Source organism: Pseudomonas sp. NyZ201, assembly GCF_049860765.1.
Classification (GTDB): Bacteria; Pseudomonadota; Gammaproteobacteria; order Pseudomonadales; family Pseudomonadaceae; genus Aquipseudomonas; species Aquipseudomonas bharatica.
Genome location: NZ_CP187557.1, coordinates 3338364 through 3353747, shown reverse-complemented (window position 1 = coordinate 3353747; position 15384 = coordinate 3338364). Strand labels below are relative to the sequence as shown.

The 15384-nt window shown below is 65.4% G+C and carries 13 protein-coding genes; 4 read left to right on the top strand and 9 right to left on the bottom strand.

The window, feature by feature from the left end:
* Nucleotides 1-33 precede the first annotated feature (33 nt).
* A complete protein-coding gene (locus tag ACPFMA_RS14850; RefSeq protein ID WP_064304609.1) occupies nucleotides 34-903 on the top strand; it encodes a pirin family protein in 870 nt (289 codons plus the stop codon).
* A 204-nt stretch (nucleotides 904-1107) separates the two neighbouring features.
* Nucleotides 1108-1368 (top strand): DUF1652 domain-containing protein, encoded by a 261-nt coding sequence (locus ACPFMA_RS14845; protein ID WP_064304608.1) that lies wholly within the window; start codon nucleotides 1108-1110, stop codon nucleotides 1366-1368.
* 3 nt (nucleotides 1369-1371) lie between these two features.
* On the opposite strand, the gene ACPFMA_RS14840 is transcribed toward ACPFMA_RS14845, so the two are convergent.
* The 5 genes from ACPFMA_RS14840 to ACPFMA_RS14820 form a co-directional block, all read right to left on the bottom strand.
* The gene (locus ACPFMA_RS14840) at nucleotides 1372-1659 is read right to left on the bottom strand and encodes a hypothetical protein (RefSeq protein ID WP_420056409.1); all 288 of its coding nucleotides are present in this window, start codon (nucleotides 1657-1659) and stop codon (nucleotides 1372-1374) included.
* A 139-nt stretch (nucleotides 1660-1798) separates the two neighbouring features.
* Nucleotides 1799-2209 carry a hypothetical protein gene (locus ACPFMA_RS14835; protein WP_425928083.1) on the bottom strand — a complete coding sequence of 137 codons (411 nt, stop codon included), beginning with the start codon at nucleotides 2207-2209 and terminating at the stop codon, nucleotides 1799-1801.
* A 105-nt stretch (nucleotides 2210-2314) separates the two neighbouring features.
* Complete coding sequence (locus ACPFMA_RS14830) at nucleotides 2315-3511, bottom strand: hypothetical protein (protein WP_425928082.1); 1197 nt, start codon at nucleotides 3509-3511, stop codon at nucleotides 2315-2317.
* Nucleotides 3512-3651: 140 nt separating this feature from the next.
* Nucleotides 3652-4113 (bottom strand): VOC family protein, encoded by a 462-nt coding sequence (locus ACPFMA_RS14825; RefSeq protein ID WP_064304604.1) that lies wholly within the window; start codon nucleotides 4111-4113, stop codon nucleotides 3652-3654.
* 146 nt (nucleotides 4114-4259) lie between these two features.
* Nucleotides 4260-5882, bottom strand: a complete 1623-nt coding sequence (locus tag ACPFMA_RS14820) for an NADP-dependent glyceraldehyde-3-phosphate dehydrogenase (RefSeq protein WP_064304603.1) — start codon at nucleotides 5880-5882, stop codon at nucleotides 4260-4262.
* A gap of 137 nt (nucleotides 5883-6019) precedes the next feature.
* Here ACPFMA_RS14820 and ACPFMA_RS14815 point away from each other — a divergent pair, with 137 nt between their 5' ends.
* The gene (locus ACPFMA_RS14815; RefSeq protein ID WP_425928081.1) at nucleotides 6020-8272 is read left to right on the top strand and encodes a putative bifunctional diguanylate cyclase/phosphodiesterase; all 2253 of its coding nucleotides are present in this window, start codon (nucleotides 6020-6022) and stop codon (nucleotides 8270-8272) included.
* 3 nt (nucleotides 8273-8275) lie between these two features.
* On the opposite strand, the gene ACPFMA_RS14810 is transcribed toward ACPFMA_RS14815, so the two are convergent.
* Nucleotides 8276-12340, bottom strand: a complete 4065-nt coding sequence (locus tag ACPFMA_RS14810) for a dermonecrotic toxin domain-containing protein (RefSeq protein WP_425928080.1) — start codon at nucleotides 12338-12340, stop codon at nucleotides 8276-8278.
* Between the two features lie 127 nt (nucleotides 12341-12467).
* Between ACPFMA_RS14810 and ACPFMA_RS14805 the strand changes: the two genes are divergently transcribed.
* Nucleotides 12468-12659, top strand: coding sequence for a hypothetical protein (locus ACPFMA_RS14805; protein ID WP_064304600.1), 192 nt, complete (start codon nucleotides 12468-12470; stop codon nucleotides 12657-12659).
* Nucleotides 12660-12727: 68 nt separating this feature from the next.
* Here the strand turns inward: ACPFMA_RS14805 and ACPFMA_RS14800 are convergent, their stop codons facing one another.
* Genes ACPFMA_RS14800 through ACPFMA_RS14790 form a run of 3 tightly spaced genes read right to left on the bottom strand, consistent with a single transcriptional unit; the run spans nucleotide 12728 to nucleotide 15346 of the window.
* Nucleotides 12728-13537, bottom strand: a complete 810-nt coding sequence (locus ACPFMA_RS14800; RefSeq protein ID WP_425928079.1) for a carbohydrate deacetylase — start codon at nucleotides 13535-13537, stop codon at nucleotides 12728-12730.
* A complete protein-coding gene (locus ACPFMA_RS14795; protein ID WP_425928078.1) occupies nucleotides 13519-14658 on the bottom strand; it encodes a GNAT family N-acetyltransferase in 1140 nt (379 codons plus the stop codon). The genes ACPFMA_RS14800 and ACPFMA_RS14795 overlap by 19 nt, the downstream gene beginning before the upstream one ends.
* A 1-nt stretch (nucleotide 14659) precedes the next feature.
* Nucleotides 14660-15346: a hypothetical protein gene (locus tag ACPFMA_RS14790; protein ID WP_064304598.1), complete on the bottom strand. Its 687-nt coding sequence runs from the start codon at nucleotides 15344-15346 to the stop codon at nucleotides 14660-14662.
* Nucleotides 15347-15384 lie beyond the last annotated feature (38 nt).

The window sequence follows — 15384 nt, the reverse complement described above, 5'->3', positions numbered from 1 at the left end:
TATGGTGTTGTCCATGCAACGAGGAGGTTTCTCATGAAAAAGATCCACGGTGTGTACCAGGCCCCGCCCGCCCATTGGGTCGGCGACGGTTTTCCGGTGCGCAGTCTGTTCAGCTACGACAACCTGGCGCGGCATATCAGCCCGTTCCTGCTGCTGGATTATGCTGGGCCGCAGCATTTCTCACCGACCAGCGCCCGGCGTGGCGTGGGCGAGCATCCCCATCGCGGTTTCGAGACGGTGACCATCGTCTACCAGGGCGAACTCGAGCACCGCGACTCCAGCGGTGCCGGCGGCTTCATCGGCCCGGGTGACGTGCAATGGATGACCGCCGCCGGGGGGATCATCCACGAGGAATTCCATGCGCCATCGTTCGCCAGGAGCGGCGGCATGCTGGAAATGGTCCAGCTCTGGGTCAACCTGCCAGCCCGCGACAAATCGGCACCGGCGGGCTACCAAACGCTGCTGGACGCGGATATCCCACGGGTTGCCCTGGCGGACGAGGCCGGCAGCCTGCGGGTCATTGCCGGCGAGTACCTTGGTCATGAAGGCCCGGCGCGGACCTTCACGCCAATGGACGTCCTGGACGTGCAACTGAAGGCGGGCAAATCGCTGCGCTTGTCAGGCGCGCAAGGGCGCAATGCTGCCCTGGTCGTGCTGCGCGGCACGGTCCGGGTCAATGCGGAAAAAAGCGTCGGCGCCGCAGAGCTGGTGCTGTTCGAACGCGACGGTGACCAGGTGCTCATCGAGGCCGACAGCGATGCCATGCTGCTCTGGTTGAGCGGCGAGCCGCTGGATGAACCCATCGTCGGCTACGGCCCGTTCGTGATGAACAGCGAGGCGGAAATCGTCCAGGCCTTCGAGGACTTCCACGCCGGCCGCTTTGGCCAGATGAGCCGGGCCTGACCTTTCGTCCGCTGCCCGCGACACGCCGTTGAACCGACGTCGTCGCGGGCCCCTCCCACGCACAGGACGTACAAGATCCGACGGCATGAGGTGATGCCCGGCATCAATGGCGCAAGCGCTTGCACATGGCTTTTTTCCATTGGACGCCGGCGCACGGCAGGTTCTGACTTGGACGGCCATCCTGGTCTGAGGAGGATCTTTATCATGCCTATGCATGGAGTGTGCGATCTGGAATTGCGCCAACTGATCGAAGGGGCGTTCCTGCCTGATCATTGCCAAGTGAGCTGTAGCGACGGGATGTCGCTGACCTTGCATTTTCCCGCCGATGCCGGACGTCCGGCGCTGACCGTGCGTGACGTCCAGTTAAGCGAGTTGCCCAATGGCAGGGCGCTGGCCGAGTTGGTCAGCCGGGTTCGCCAGCAGCGCGAGCATGCAAGGGTGTCCCGTCTGCTGACCGGCCGTTGAGCCTTACTGGAGTTCCAGTCGCAGTTGCAGGCTGCCGTCGTGGCATTGTCGTGCCGACTGCACGATGCCCCGGCATTGATGGCCGCGCCAGGTGAACACCAGGGTGTGGGCCCGTTCCAGGCGCTCAGGCACCGGCGGAGTGATCTGCAACTGCACGCCGGGCTTGCCGGCGATATTCAGGGCTTCGAGCTGCACCTGGCACTCTTCGGTACGGGTCAATACACCCAGGAGGGTATCCCTGAGATAAGCGATTTCCAGTGTTTGTGGACGGGGGGCGATAGCCGCGGCCATGGGTAGTCACCTCCTTTGAGCGGGCGGATGCTGGCTGATGGAGGTTAGACCATGCCGGAGAAAGATTTTCTCAGAATATTTCAGCCAAGGGGCCATCGCCGGCGATACGGCTACCGGCGATGAACCATCGACAGACAGGTTATTGACCACCACCCGAACCGGTACCGCTGCCGGTACTGGAGCCGGTGCCCGTACCTGTACCGGACCCGCCCATGCCGGTACCACTACCTGACCCTGAACCACCCATGCCGGTACCGGAGCCACCCATGCCGGACCCGCTCCCCGTGCCGTTGCGCTCGTTGCCGCGCTCGGTCCCGCGATCATCGATGGTTGGCGGACGGGTGCGATCCGTGCCGTCGGTTGGCGCACCACCCTGGCGTCCTGGATCACTGCCCTGGATGCGCGGGTCGGTGCTGCCTGGCGCCGGCATCTCCGGTGGCACACCGGAGCCCACTCCCGGCGAAGTGGGGTTGGTCGGCCCGGTATCGGCCATGGCCTGCCCGCCCAGCAGGGCACTGAAGAGCAGGGCGGCTAAAGCTGTACGTTTCATGATCGAACTCCCTTTTTTCATGGATACCCTTCATTGGGGGATGCCCGGGGAGATTTGTGCGATCACGCAGGTGGGCGCGGCGACCAGTGGCGCTTGGCTATAGGGTTATTCCCGCCCGCGCATGAAGAACCCCGCCACGTATTTGCGGAAGGTATCCAGCCCTTTGAAATCGGCGTAGCGCCGGAAATGCTCCACCTCCGGCTCCGGGCCCATGGGTTTCTCGGTCAGGGAAATGGACAGCACCCGGTCCTGGTCGGAACTGAGCACCAGCTCGTCCATTACCTGGCCACCGATCACCGGTCGGCGCATGGTCACCCGCACGCCCTTGCTGGCCATCCAGTCGATCAGCGACACCAGCATTTTCAATGGCTCGCGCTCTTCGTCGCGGAACACCGGGAACAGGTGTCCGCGCGACAGTACCGGCACACTTGCGATATGGATCAGTTCGTAGAAATGGCTGCCGGCACTCGTCGGTGAATAAAGGGCCAGGGCCAGCAACGGGCCCGGGGTGCGGCTGCCACCCCAGAGCAGATGATGCCCCTGGAAGTCGAAGCCGTCTTCGCTGCGCTCGTTGTAGACCTTGCGCGCCTTGATCTGGTTGACGCAATCGAGCAGCAACCCATGGCGACGATGGTTGCCGAATACCGTGGAGTCCCGCAGGCGCGCCTTGAGCATCATCATGTGCTTCATGTCCAGGCGGGTTTCCAGGTAGTTGCTGGCCGGGACCCGCTCGATCAGCGGATAGCGCGCGGCGACCCCGCGCAGTTCGGCGAACTGGGCGGTGAGGTCCTTTTTCAGGTGTGTGGCATAAACGTTCAGGCCACTGGCTTCGATCCAGGTCAGCAGCAGGGACAGCAGGCGGTGCTGGTCACGCTTGTCGCCGCTGCCGGCCACGCCGGGAGCAGCGTCCGTGGTTGCGGCGCGGCGGAAATCGCCGAGCAGGCGTAGCGGCGCATCCGGGGCCAGCCAGGCGGCGGGCGGGGCGTCCTGGGTGTCGCTGTCGCCGGCTTCGCGCTCATCCTTGATGAACGGGCAATCGGCGGCATGGTCGGCGGTGCCGGGGTTGTTCTTGAGGAACAGCGTGCCGGTGTGGCTGTTCAGGGTGACGTTGAGCACCGGCATCGCCCTGGCATTGCAGTCGCAGGCCAGCCAGTGCCCCGCGCCACGGATCTTCATCAGCAACTGGTTGGCCTGGAGCAGGCGCGGCCCTTCCAGGGTGCCGCGGTTGAAACCGCGCAGCAGGTCGTCCTCGGCGGGGGTGAGGCTGCGGATCAGGGCGGCGTTTTTATCGATGATTCGCATGGAGGTCCTTGGGGTGCGAATTAAAGTGCGACGCGGACCCTGTGGGGAGCGGGTTCACCCGCGATTGCGATGGTGAGTCCACCGACGTAATCGCGGGTGAACCCGCTCCCACAGGGTCCGCGTCGCATTCTGGATCTTTGCTAGCCACCAAACAACTTCGCCGCACGCGCGCGGATCTCTTCCGGGCTGAGGTCCTCCTTGTGCGTCGAAACGAACCACAGGTTGCCGAACGGATCCTTCAGCGTGCCGCTGCGATCACCGTAGAACTGGTCCTGCACCGGGCTGACCGGAGTGGCGCCTGCCTCGATCGCCCGGGCATAGCGCGCATCGACGTCCTCCACGTACAGATGCAGCCCGACGGAAACCCCCGGCTGCGACTGGCTGCTGACCAGCGAGGCCTGGTCGCAGGGCTCGGCGAGCATGATCGAGGAGTCGCCGATCTTCAGTTCGGCGTGGCCGATGCGGCCGTCCGGGCCTTCGAGACGGAACATCTCGACGGCGCCGAAGGCGGCCTTGTAGAAATCGATGGCCTGGTGGGCATCCTTGATGCCCAGGTAGGGGGTGATGCTGTGCGCCCCCTCGGGGATGGGTTTTGCTGCCATTGCCTGTTCCTCCTGTACAAAAACGATGGACGCGTTCCGAAAACGATATTCGGACGTAGACCTGTATGTTTGTACAGGATCGGCAAAAGTGCAAATCCGTTGGTGCGACCACAGGACAGGCGGGCATGAAGCCCGCCGGACGGTGCTCAGAAAATGTAATCGGTGGTGAGGAAGCTCGACTCGCGGTTGCGGATGATGTCGCTGATCAGTTGCTTGTTGGCTTCCTGGAATCGCGTGGCCACCAGGGTCCTGATGGAAAACACCCGCAGCGCATCGTGCACCGACAGGGTGCCTTCGGCGGAGTTCTTGCGGCCATTGAACGGGAACGTGTCGGGGCCGCGCTGGCACTGGGCGTTGATATTGATCCGGCCGACCTGGTTGGCGAAGGTGTCCACCAGCATGCCGATATCCCTGGAGTTGGTCCCGAACAGGCTGAGCTGCTGACCGAAATCGGAGTCCAGCACATAGTCGATTACCGTGTGCAGGTCGCGGTACGGCACCACCGGCACCAGCGGGCCGAACTGTTCCTCGTGGTAGACGCGCATCGCCGGGCTCACCGGGTACAGCAGCGCGGGGTAGAAGAACGAACCGCGGCTCTGTCCGCCGCCGGGGTTGAGCACCCTGGCGCCATGCTCCAGGGCATCGGCCACCAGGCCGTTGAGGTAGTCGATCTTGCCGGGTTCGGGCAGCGGGGTCAGGCCCACGCCCGGGGTCCATGGCATGCCGGCCTTGAGCGCGGCGAGCCGGGCCTGGAATTTCTCGAGGAAGGCCTCCACCACCTGCTCGTGGACGAACAGGATCTTCAGCGCCGTGCAGCGCTGGCCGTTGAACGACAGGGCGCCGGTCAAGGCTTCGTTGACCGCATTGTCCAGGTCGACCTCGGGCAGGACGATGCCGGGGTTCTTCGCATCCAGGCCCAGCGCCGCGCGCAGGCGATGCGGGCGGGGGTGGAGTTTCTTCAGGTCGCTGGCGGCCTTGTTGGTGCCGATGAAGGCGAACACGTCCACCTTGCCGCTGGCCATCAGGGCGCTGACGGTTTCGCGGCCACGGCCGTAGATCACGTTGATCACCCCGGCCGGGAAGCTGTCGCGGAAGGCTTCGAGCAACGGACGGATGAGCAGTACGCCGAACTTGGCCGGCTTGAACACCACGGTGTTGCCCATGATCAGCGCCGGGATCAGGGTGGTGAAGGTCTCGTTGAGCGGGTAGTTGTAGGGGCCCATGCACAGTGCGACGCCAAGCGGTGCGCGACGGATCTGGCCGAGGGTGTCCTGTTCCAGTTCGAAACGGCTTGAGCGGCGGTCCAGTTCCTTGAGGGCACCGATGGTATCGACGATGTAGTCGCAGGTGCGGTCGAATTCCTTCTCGGCGTCCTTGAGGTTCTTGCCGATCTCCCACATCAGCAGCTTCACCACCGCCTCGCGTTGCTGGCGCATGCGCCCGAGAAAATCTTCGACATGGCGGATGCGCTCGGCCACGCGCATCGTCGGCCAGGCCCCGCGCCCCTTGTCATAGGCATGCACGGCGGCGTCCAGCGCGGTGAGGGCGGTGTCGGCATCCAGCAGCGGGGCACTGCCGAGGATCACCTGCTGCTCGCTGCCATCGTCCTGTTTCAGCCACACCGGGCTGCGCACCGTGGCCAGCGGACCTTCCCAGCGGCGCAGTTCGCCGTCCACCAGGTAGTCGCGTTGCTCCAGGGGTGGCCCCAGGCGCCAGGCCTCGGGGATTTCCTCGGCAGTGGGAAACAGCGAATCCAGCAAACGATCCATGGCACGACACCTCTTTTTCTTTGATGGGTGAAACGTTTCAGTCGAGAATAACGCCGCACTGCAAAAAAAAGCCAGCGCACCTCAATATTGTTTTGCCATCGCCGATAACCCGGGAAACGGACGCAAGCAGCCGGCGTATGACGACAAGAATACTGGTCCAGGGCAATACCACCCGAGTTCTCCCCACCCGCGTGCGCTCCACCGCCTATCGCTTGCTACCGCTTGGCTTTGCCGTGATCGGCATCGGGCTTTCCGTCGCCCTTGGCCGGCTCGATGTACAGCGCCAGAAAAGCGAGCAGTTCGCCAATGCCAGTGTGCGCCTGTCGGGTATTCGTGCCGCCCTGGAGGCGCAGATGCGCTCGGCCTTTGGTGAGACCGAGGGCATCGCCCAGTTGCTCAGTGCCGATGGCAATATTTCCACGGCGCATTTTCACGACATGGCGCGCCAGGCCCTGGAGTCGGTGTCCTATATCCGCCATATCTCGGTGGCACCCAACGATGTGGTCGCCGATGTCTACCCGCTGAACGCCAACCACAACGAACGCATCGTCGGGCTTGACTACCGTCTGCTGCCTGCGCAATACCCGCTGGTGCAACGGGCGCGGGAGAGCGGCGATGCGGTGCTGGCCGGCCCCGTGCAGCTGTACCAGGGCGGTCGCGGCCTGATCTACCGGCGGCCGGTGTTCCTCAAGGGCCACAAGGGCGTGCGCCTGTACTGGGGCAATGTCTCGGTAGTGGCGGATATCGACAGCCTGCTGCGGGCCGCCGGCGTGGTCGAGGATGCCAACTTCCGCCTGGCCCTGCGTGGTGCCGATGGCGCGGGCGCGGCCGGGGCGATGATCTGGGGCGAGGCGCGGCTGTTCGCCGATTCGGCGGTCACCCTGAACGTCGATGTGCCAGGCGGAACCTGGCAACTGGCGGCGATGCCGCGCAGCGGCTGGTCGTCGATCAGCCTGTTCGGTTCGCCGTTGTTCCTCTTCGCCCTGTGCGCCACGGGCCTGTTCAGCGTCTTCGTCGCCCAGTTGAACCGCAGCAACCGCCTGATCAACCAGCGCAATGCCGAGCTCAAGCATTCCCAGGCACAACTCGAGCGCCTGGCCCACTACGACGCCATTACCGGCCTGCCCAACCGTGTGCTGTTCCTGCGTCGCCTGGAACAGGCACTGGCGGCGCCACGGATACAGAGCGCCGTACTGTTGCTGGATATCGACGGGTTCAAGCAGGTGAACGACAGCCTCGGCCACGACCTTGGCGACCTGCTGCTGGAGCAGGCCGCGCAGCGCCTGGTGGCGGGGATCGGCGCCCATGACACGGTGTGCCGGCTGGGTGGCGACGAGTTCGCGTTCATCCTCGCCCGGGCCGGCAGCCCGGACGAGGTGGGCAGGGTGGTGGACGGCCTGTTGCGCGCGCTGCAACGGCCTTTCGACCTCAAGGGCAATGCCGCGCTGGTCAGCGGCAGCATTGGTGTGGCGTTGTGCCCGGAGCACGGGCTCAGCGCCGAAATCCTGATGCGCCATGCCGACACCGCCATGTACGCGGCCAAGGAAGGCGGACGCAACGCGTGGCGCCTGTACCACGCTGACATGACCGCTCGCCTGCAGCAGCGCCTGGCGATGGAAAGTGCTCTGCGCCGCGCCTTGGAGCAACGCGAGTTCGAGCTCTGGTACCAGCCGCGCATCGACCTGTTCAATGGCCGTGTCGAAGGCGCCGAAGCCCTGCTGCGTTGGCGCGATCCGCAGCAGGGCCTGGTGTCGCCAGGTGATTTCATCCCGCTGGCCGAACGCACCGGCTTGATCATTCCCTTGGGCGAGCAGGTTCTGGACATGGTCTGCCAGCAGATCCGCCAGTGGCGCGATCGCGAACTGTTGCCGGGGCCGATCGCCATCAATGTCGCCGCCTTGCAGATCGAGCGCAGCGACTACGTGCACAGCCTGGTCCGCTGCCTGGAACGTCACGGGCTGGGCGCCGAGCTGCTGGAAGTGGAAATCACCGAGAGCCTGCTGATGGAAAGCCAGCAGCGCGCCTGCGAGGTGCTGGCACAGTTGCAGGCGCTGGGCGTGGCCACGGCAGTGGACGACTTTGGCACCGGTTATTCGTCGCTGGCTTACCTCAAGGCTTTGCCGATCGATCACCTGAAGATCGATCGGGCCTTTATCAAGGACCTACCCCATGGCGAGAACGACGTCGCGATTACCCGGGCGATCATCGACCTGGGGCATGCCCTCGGCTATCGCATCACCGCCGAAGGCATCGAGACCGAAGAACAGCATCAATTCCTGCGCAATGCCGGCTGCGACCATGGCCAGGGTTACCTGATCGGCCGGCCAATGCCTGCGGAGCGCTTCGAGCATTGGCTGGCCGGGGAGCGTTTCACCAGCGTGCAGTGCTGAGGGCTACCAGTGGGTCTGGCTGCCTTCGGCGATGCTGCGGGTCAGGTCGTCGAGCAGGCGCTGGCGTTCACGCTCCAGTTGCCGGCGCAGGTGGTTGGCTTCGTTGAGGTATTCGCCTTCGCTGAGCAGGTTCTCCGCATCCAGCAACTGGGCGTTGGCCTGTTCCTGCAATTGCTCGAACTGGACGTGATAGCGCTGTTCCAGATGACGCTTCCAGAACGGCAAGGCCGGTTCGCCGTTGGGTTGTTCGGCGAGGATGGCATCGCGTCCGATGGCCGTTGTGCCGTCGATCAGCCGCAGTTGATGGCGCAGGGCACTGGTCCACAGGCCATCGAGCTGCTGCGCCTGCTGCTGCACACCGTCAAGGTTCACCGGCTCACGCGCGGTTGGAGCGATTCGCAGCTGTAGCTGCGGGTCGCTGCCCAGGCGCTGCAGGGTCAGGGCGCGCAGGGCCTCCATGGGTTCCGCGCCAAGGCCGGGCAGGCGCGCGAGCAGGGCCTGGTCCACTGCCAGGCTGCGCGCAGCGGCCACGGCGACATTCAGGTAGTGCTCGGTGCGCTGGCGCTGGGTGGCGAAGGGCTCTGGCTGTTGCAGATCGGCGAGCAGCTCGTAGTGCAGCAGCTTGCTGGCGTCGATGCGCTGCGCTGCGGCCCGGGCCAGCGGGCTGCCTTCCAGCCAGTGCAACATGAACCAGAAGCGCCGCCGGGTGGTGATCGGCGTGGCCTGGTAGGCGGGCTCGTCGGCTACCCCGCGCAGGTCGCGGCGATACTCCACCGGCAGCAGGCGGGCCAGGCGTTCCCAGCAGGCCTGGGTCGAATCGTCGGCGTCCAGCAGCAGGCTGGTGTAGTCGTCCTCGGCCACCAGCAGGTCGATGCCGGTGGCCTGGTAGTGGTTGTCGATACGGTTCAGCGCATCTTCGTCCAATGGATTGTGTTCCAGGCTCAGGGCCCGCCGGGCGTCGGCCGACAGTTGCTGCTCCAGCCCCGGAGGCAGCACGCTGATGTGGTTGGAAGACAGGTCCAGGTGCTCCAGGTTCGGCAGACGCTCCAGATGCATGGGCATTTCATAGAGCGAACAGTCGAACAGGTTGGCCTCGATCAGGCTGGGCGCGGCGGGCAGGTATGGGGTGACGGTCAGCGGGTTGCCGGACAGGTTCAGGCGCTCCAGCGCCGGATAGCTGGCCAGTGCGTCCTGGGACGCCGGGCTCCAGACGATATTGTTGTCGGTCAGTTCCAGGCTGCGCAGGGTTGGCGGCAGGCCGCCGGGTAGCGCTTCGAGTTCCATGGCACTGGCGAACAGGGTACGCATCGCCGGCAGCTGCCGGGTCAACAGGTAGGGCATCGAGCGCAGCGGGTTGCCGCTCAGGTGCAGTTCTTCGACGTGGCCGAAGGCACCGGCCAGGTGGGGCAGGGTGGCGAGGTCCTCGTCGGTCAGGCCGACGGAGGTGAGGTTCAATTCGCGCTGGTCGAGCTGGTTGCGTTGCCAACTGCGGATCAATGTGTCCCGCGCCACGGTGCGCCGTGGCGCAGCCGACGCCCACTGGCCCAGGGTGGTGCGCAGGTAGTCGAGCTGTTGCTCCAGGGCGCGCAGTTCGAGGTGCGGCTGTTTGCCGGCGTCGCTCCAGGCGCGCAGCGCATTGCCCGCCTGTTCGTCACTGCTGGCCGGATACAGTCGGCAATAGCGTGCCCGCAGCGGGTCGACGGGCGGGCGGAACGAGGGATAGTGGAGGGTGCGCGGCGCGGCATCGAAGCCGCCCAGCAGGCGGCCCTCGTCGCGCCAGCCGGCGCTGTGGCCGGACCAGATCCAGCTGCGCGTGCGCGCGGGCTGCAGCAGGGCCCGTTCGACGATGCGGTTTTTCAGGGCCCGCGCAGTGCTGGAGAGTTCAGGGAATGCCTTGACGATGGCATCGAACAGGTCCGCCTGTACCGGGCCGCCAGGTTCGCAGAAGTAACCATCGGGTCCCTTGATGATCAGGCGCACATCCCCGGCGAAGCGTTCGCCGGCGCGTTCCAGCAGTGGTCCGGAGCGGTCACCGGCGCGCAGTTCCAGGCTGCAGTCGGCAGGCCAGCCAGGCTGCTCGGGCAGGCTGAGCAAGGCCAGGCGCTCGCTGGCCGGAAGGCAGCGGGCCGGGTGGTAGAGGCCTTCGAGCACTGCCTCCAGCGGGTCTTGCGCGGGCAGGCCGGCGCGCAGGCGCTGCAGGGTGGCGAGCAGGCGCGGTGGCGTTGGGCTGTGCTTGAGGTACACGTCCAGCAGTTCATCCCGGGTGGTATCGCTGATGCGACAGGCGATATCCAGCTCGTCGTCGCTGTACTGCGCCACCCTGGTGCCGAGGCGGCGCAGCAGGGTGGCCTGCGGCCACTCCAGCGGTCGTTCGTGGGCAGCGTGCCAGGCCCCGTCGCCGTTGTGTTCGAGCAGTGGCTGCGCTGCCCTGGCATTGTGCGGATGGCGGATCTGCCAACGCTGGCCGTCGGCATGGGGCTGTACGCGGTAATGACCGTCGTCCAGTTGCAGATAATGCTCGCCAGCGCTGTGCAGCAGGCCCAGCTCGTTGCGCTGGGCGGCGGCAGGCGGATCAACGCGGTAGGGCCTGAGATCGCCGTTCCACAGACGTGGCGTGCCATCCGGGCGGAGAATCTCGACCAGCTTCGAGCGCAGCCTGCCGGCGTAATGCAGGGTGACGCCGGTGGCCACCGCCGTGCCGATATCGATGGCCACCGCCTTGGCATGTTCGAGTGCGCCATCGATGTCGCCCTGTTCCCAGGCTTCCACGCCTTCGTAGATTTCGTCGAGAACCTGTGCAGCGAACACCAGCATCATCAGGCTGCCGGCGGCTGGAATGAAGAACGCCGCGACGCCCAGCACGTCGAGCCCGACGGACTCCCAATAATGCAGGCGCCGTTGGCGCGCGGCCTCGTCCGCGTCGGCGCTGGGCACGGCCAGCAAACGCGCCTCGTTGCGCAGGCGGCGGTAGTGACGGTCCTGGAGAAACGGGAAAAGGTCGTCCTCGATGCGCTTGCTTACCCAGTGCAGGTTGGTGTCGGCCGCAGCGCTCCAAAGCCGGTCGCGGTCGCTGGCCAGGGGCTGGCCGGTAAGGTTGCGCTGCAACACACTGGCGAAGTGTTCGAGCTTGTCCTGCTGGATGAAGGTGTAGAAGCGTTGGCGCAAGGCCGGATCGCAAAGTTGCCGCAGCACTGCGCGCTGGCAGGCCGCCAGGCTGGGGTAATGGCTCAGCGCCCGGGGCATGCCGGGCAGGTACAGGAACAGCGCTTCGCTGTGGGCCGGGCGGATCAGCAGGGCGTCGAGGACATCCACGCCGAACAGGCTGAAATGCTGGCAGCGCGGGGCGTCGCTGGCGCCGTCGATCAAGCGCTGGACCTGGGCATGGTCGCCCTCCAGGCCGCGCATGCGCGCGACGATCAATTCCAGTTGCAGGGCCTCGCGGCGGGCGCGGATGCCCAGGCTGCGCACCTCCTCGCGGTTCAGCACCTGCTCCAGGTGCTGCTGGTAGCGTTGACCAAGGTCCAGCTCATGGCACTGCGCGGCAAACTGCGCCGCGCTGAAGGGCAGGGCATCGAAGCTGTAGCGAGCGTAGCCGTTGAACGAGCCGACCTTGAAGTCGCCGCTGATGGCCGCGCTTTCCGGTTGCATTTCCGCGTCTTTCTCGAAATTTTGCAGGGCGGCCTGCAGCAGCGGCTCGACCCTGTGGTTAAGGTCGGTAGCCAGCGCTTTCCAGTTCCAGTCGCGGGTAAAACGCACGAACTTCAGGTTCTTCAGTTCCAGACCGCCCAGCCCGAGCTGTTGCATCAGCAATGGCCCGCTGAACTCAGGGATGCTGCGCAGGTCGGCGGTGGCCCTTGCCAGGGCGAAGGTCACCTCGCGGTTGCGCTGCCGGGCCTCGGCCAGGGCCAGGCGCAGCTCGGGCGAGGTGCTATTGGCCCAGGTGCAGTTGGCATAATCCTCAAGGTGTTTCAGCCGGGCCAGTTGCTCCGGCGTCAGATGCTCCAGCCAGCGCGGCAGGCGCTCCTTGACATGCAGGTCATGAAAGGTAGGGGAGGTGTTTTCGCTCATCAATGGCACTCCTTGTTGAAGGAGCGCAAGCACACCGCGTCCTGCCGGACAGGAGGTGGCACATAGTTATGCGGGGCGGTGGCTATAGTGACAGGAAACCGATGATATTCAGCCGAAGGGGGTGCACATGGCACTGATCAGCCGCGAAGTCTGGTGGTTCGAACCGCCCAAGCCGGGCCAGACGGAAAAGGACCTGCGCTGGGGGTTCCTGGAAATCCACAGCGACGGCCAGGCACGGTTCATCGATGAACGGCCTACGGACAAGCAGATGATGGAGCGCAAGAGCTGCAGGCGCTTCCCGAAAATTGGCGAGGAGTGAGGCGCCTGTAGGCCCTGGCTTGCCTGCGATGGACCGCGATAGCGGTCCCGAAACCATCCCGCACGCGCCTACATGGACCCCGTGGCCCTCAGCTTTTGCGTCCGGGCCATGCCTCTCGCCAACACCCCATACCCAACCCGCTTCACCCCCGGCAACCGATCCTCCAGCAAGTCCAGCAACGACTCCCCGCTATCCAGGTAGGCATCCCCGAAGTCGGCGTATCCCAGCGCACTCGGATGCACCACCACCTCCAGTAAACCGTTCTGCGGCGCCAGGCCTGCGCGCAGGTCCACCGGCGTGCACACGTGATCCGCACTGGCCCCGGCCAGTTGCCGCAGCCGCCGGTTGAGCAGGCTTTTGAACAAGCGCTTCGCCGTGCCGATATTGCCGCCGATATTGCGCGCCAGGCGCACGGGCACGCCCTCCCGCGCAGCGAAGCGGGCGACGATCTCGCCGATGGGCCAGACGTTGTGCACATGCTGGTGTGAGTCCAGGTGGCTGGGCAGCAGTCCCAGGCTCAAACAATGCTGCCACTGCGCCGCCAGTTCCCGCTCCACCGCCTGCCGCGTGCGCTTTTGCAGCCAGAGGCTCTTGCGTGACAGGCTGAATTCGAATTCCCCGGCGCCATTGCAGAACAACGGCTCCTCCAGGATCGCCTCGCTCAATGGCCGCCCATAGCTGATATTGAAGTGCAGCCCGATCCGCCCGCGCAGCATCGGCTGCTGCCTGGCCAGGGCGCAGGCATTGCGGAACGCCGGCATGTTGGCCATGGCCGTGGCCGAGCTGACCAGGCCATTCTGGAAAGCCCGCAGGATGACTGCATTGGTGGCTTCGTTGAGACCGAAATCATCGGCGTTAACTATGACCTGGAGGGGCATTGTGCAACTCCTGCAACGGAGGGACGAGGGGAAGATTTACCGGCGGCCCGCAACCAGGACTGGCAACGGCGCCACATGCGCAGGGCCAGGCCCAGGCAGATGCCGGATAATCGCCAGCTGTAGAAACCATGGCGCAGATGCTCGATCTGACCGGTCATGCGTTCGTGCAACTGATGGCTGGAGTTTTCCAGGCTGACCCGCGAGGCATCGATCCATTGCCAGCCTTCGTCGAGCCCCCAGTCGATCCATTCCTGCAACAGTACCCGGCCACTGCCCAGCCCGGCGTGTGCGGGCAGGAAGGCCAGGTTGTAGTCATACAGGCGTCCGCGCTCGAGCAGCCCGAGGCGATAGCTGATGCACGCGCCGTCAAGCTCCAGCACGACCAAACGCACGCCATCCTGCCCGGCGAGGGCCGTCAGGGCCTGGAACATCCATGCCCTGGACGGTGCCGTGCTGAAGATGCCGACGCCGTCGTCGCCTTTCCAGCTGGCGTCCTCGACCGCAGCGATACGTTGCAGCCAGGCCTCGATGTTCCCGGCATCCAGCCGCACCCGACGCACCTGCGCGCCGCAGGCGGCGATCCGCTTGCGCGCCCGGCGCAACTTGTAGCGTGGGTCGCCGCTGACTTCCTGGCGGTCCGCCGGGCTGATCCCGTGCACCGGCACAGTGCATATGCGGCGCCGTTCGTAGGTCGAACAGTGCCGGCTCCACTGCAGCAGCCAGGGTTCGCCGACGGTCAGTTCGTTGAGTTGCAACAGCGCATGCGGCAGGCGCTGGCGAATCTCCCGCAGCACCTGCGGCGCATTCTGCTCGTCGAGATCGATCATCAACCCGACCCGATCGCTCAACGGCCAGCCCAGGTGGCGCACCACCACCAACCCCGGCAAGCCACCGCGCAGCGGCATGCGCAGCAAGGGCAGGCACAAGCGCAGGCGCTCGCCGTCATGGCCCAGCAGCACGTGCACGCTGTGCCGCGGTTGCACGGCCGCCTCGGCCGCGCGCAACCAGGCCAGGCTGTTGAACGGCGTGGCCCGGGGCAGGCGCTGGCGCAGGGCTTCGTAGTCCGCGGCAGGAAACCCCGGTTCCGCCAGCGAGGCCACCCAGCTCAAGCGCAAGCCCATCTCAGGCCACTCCGGCAGCAGCGGCAGCGGCCGGCTTGCGCAGCCCGGCCAGGCGCGAACCTTCGTAGCAGCTCTGGCGGAAGAATTTCCAGCGTCCGAACAGGCAATACACATGGGTCACCCGGTGCTGCTCGTGGTAACCCATGCGCATGTGCAGCTTCAGCGCCGGGATGTTGTGGCTTTCGCAGACGTCCACCACCTTGTCGCAGCCCTGCTTGCTCATGGCCTTCCACAGGTCCAGCTGCAGGTCCACCGACAGCGTGGTGCCCCAGTAGGCGCGGGTCAGCTCGCCGCCGAACTCGAAGAACTCGCCGGGCTTGACCGGGAACCAGCAACCGTAGAAGTGGTGGTCGTGATAGTCCTTGGGGCTGCCCCAGATAAAGGCCACCACGTGGCCCTCGGGGTCGCGGCGGACAATCCCGGTGTGTCCCTCGGCAACCAGCTCGCGCATGGTGTCCAGGCGGTCGCCGAAATAGCGGGCGAAGGCATGCACGTTGTGCAGGGTGATCAGCTCGCTGTGGGTCGGCGGGCTCGACTTGAGATTGTGCGGTGGTACCGGGCTGACCAGGTCGCGCTCCATCCAGAGCAGTTCCCAGTGATAGAACACATAGTGCCGGAAGGCGGTGTTCAGGGCCGAGCGCAGTCCTTTGTGCCTGATATGGGTTTGCAGCTGGTTCAGTACACGCATGATTGCCTCCTGGATCGGGCAAGACAGGTGATCGGCGC

Bases quoted from the DNA above. Each gene is read 5' to 3' on its own strand.
- ACPFMA_RS14850 (WP_064304609.1), top strand. From the start codon at position 34: ATGAAAAAGATCCACGGTGTGTACCAGGCCCCGCCCGCCCATTGGGTC.
- ACPFMA_RS14845 (WP_064304608.1), top strand. From the start codon at position 1,108: ATGCCTATGCATGGAGTGTGCGATCTGGAATTGCGCCAACTGATCGAA.
- ACPFMA_RS14840 (WP_420056409.1), bottom strand. From the start codon at position 1,659: ATGGCCGCGGCTATCGCCCCCCGTCCACAAACACTGGAAATCGCTTAT.
- ACPFMA_RS14835 (WP_425928083.1), bottom strand. From the start codon at position 2,209: ATGAAACGTACAGCTTTAGCCGCCCTGCTCTTCAGTGCCCTGCTGGGC.
- ACPFMA_RS14830 (WP_425928082.1), bottom strand. From the start codon at position 3,511: ATGCGAATCATCGATAAAAACGCCGCCCTGATCCGCAGCCTCACCCCC.
- ACPFMA_RS14825 (WP_064304604.1), bottom strand. From the start codon at position 4,113: ATGGCAGCAAAACCCATCCCCGAGGGGGCGCACAGCATCACCCCCTAC.
- ACPFMA_RS14820 (WP_064304603.1), bottom strand. From the start codon at position 5,882: ATGGATCGTTTGCTGGATTCGCTGTTTCCCACTGCCGAGGAAATCCCC.
- ACPFMA_RS14815 (WP_425928081.1), top strand. From the start codon at position 6,020: ATGACGACAAGAATACTGGTCCAGGGCAATACCACCCGAGTTCTCCCC.
- ACPFMA_RS14810 (WP_425928080.1), bottom strand. From the start codon at position 12,340: ATGAGCGAAAACACCTCCCCTACCTTTCATGACCTGCATGTCAAGGAG.
- ACPFMA_RS14805 (WP_064304600.1), top strand. From the start codon at position 12,468: ATGGCACTGATCAGCCGCGAAGTCTGGTGGTTCGAACCGCCCAAGCCG.
- ACPFMA_RS14800 (WP_425928079.1), bottom strand. From the start codon at position 13,537: ATGCCCCTCCAGGTCATAGTTAACGCCGATGATTTCGGTCTCAACGAA.
- ACPFMA_RS14795 (WP_425928078.1), bottom strand. From the start codon at position 14,658: ATGGGCTTGCGCTTGAGCTGGGTGGCCTCGCTGGCGGAACCGGGGTTT.
- ACPFMA_RS14790 (WP_064304598.1), bottom strand. From the start codon at position 15,346: ATGCGTGTACTGAACCAGCTGCAAACCCATATCAGGCACAAAGGACTG.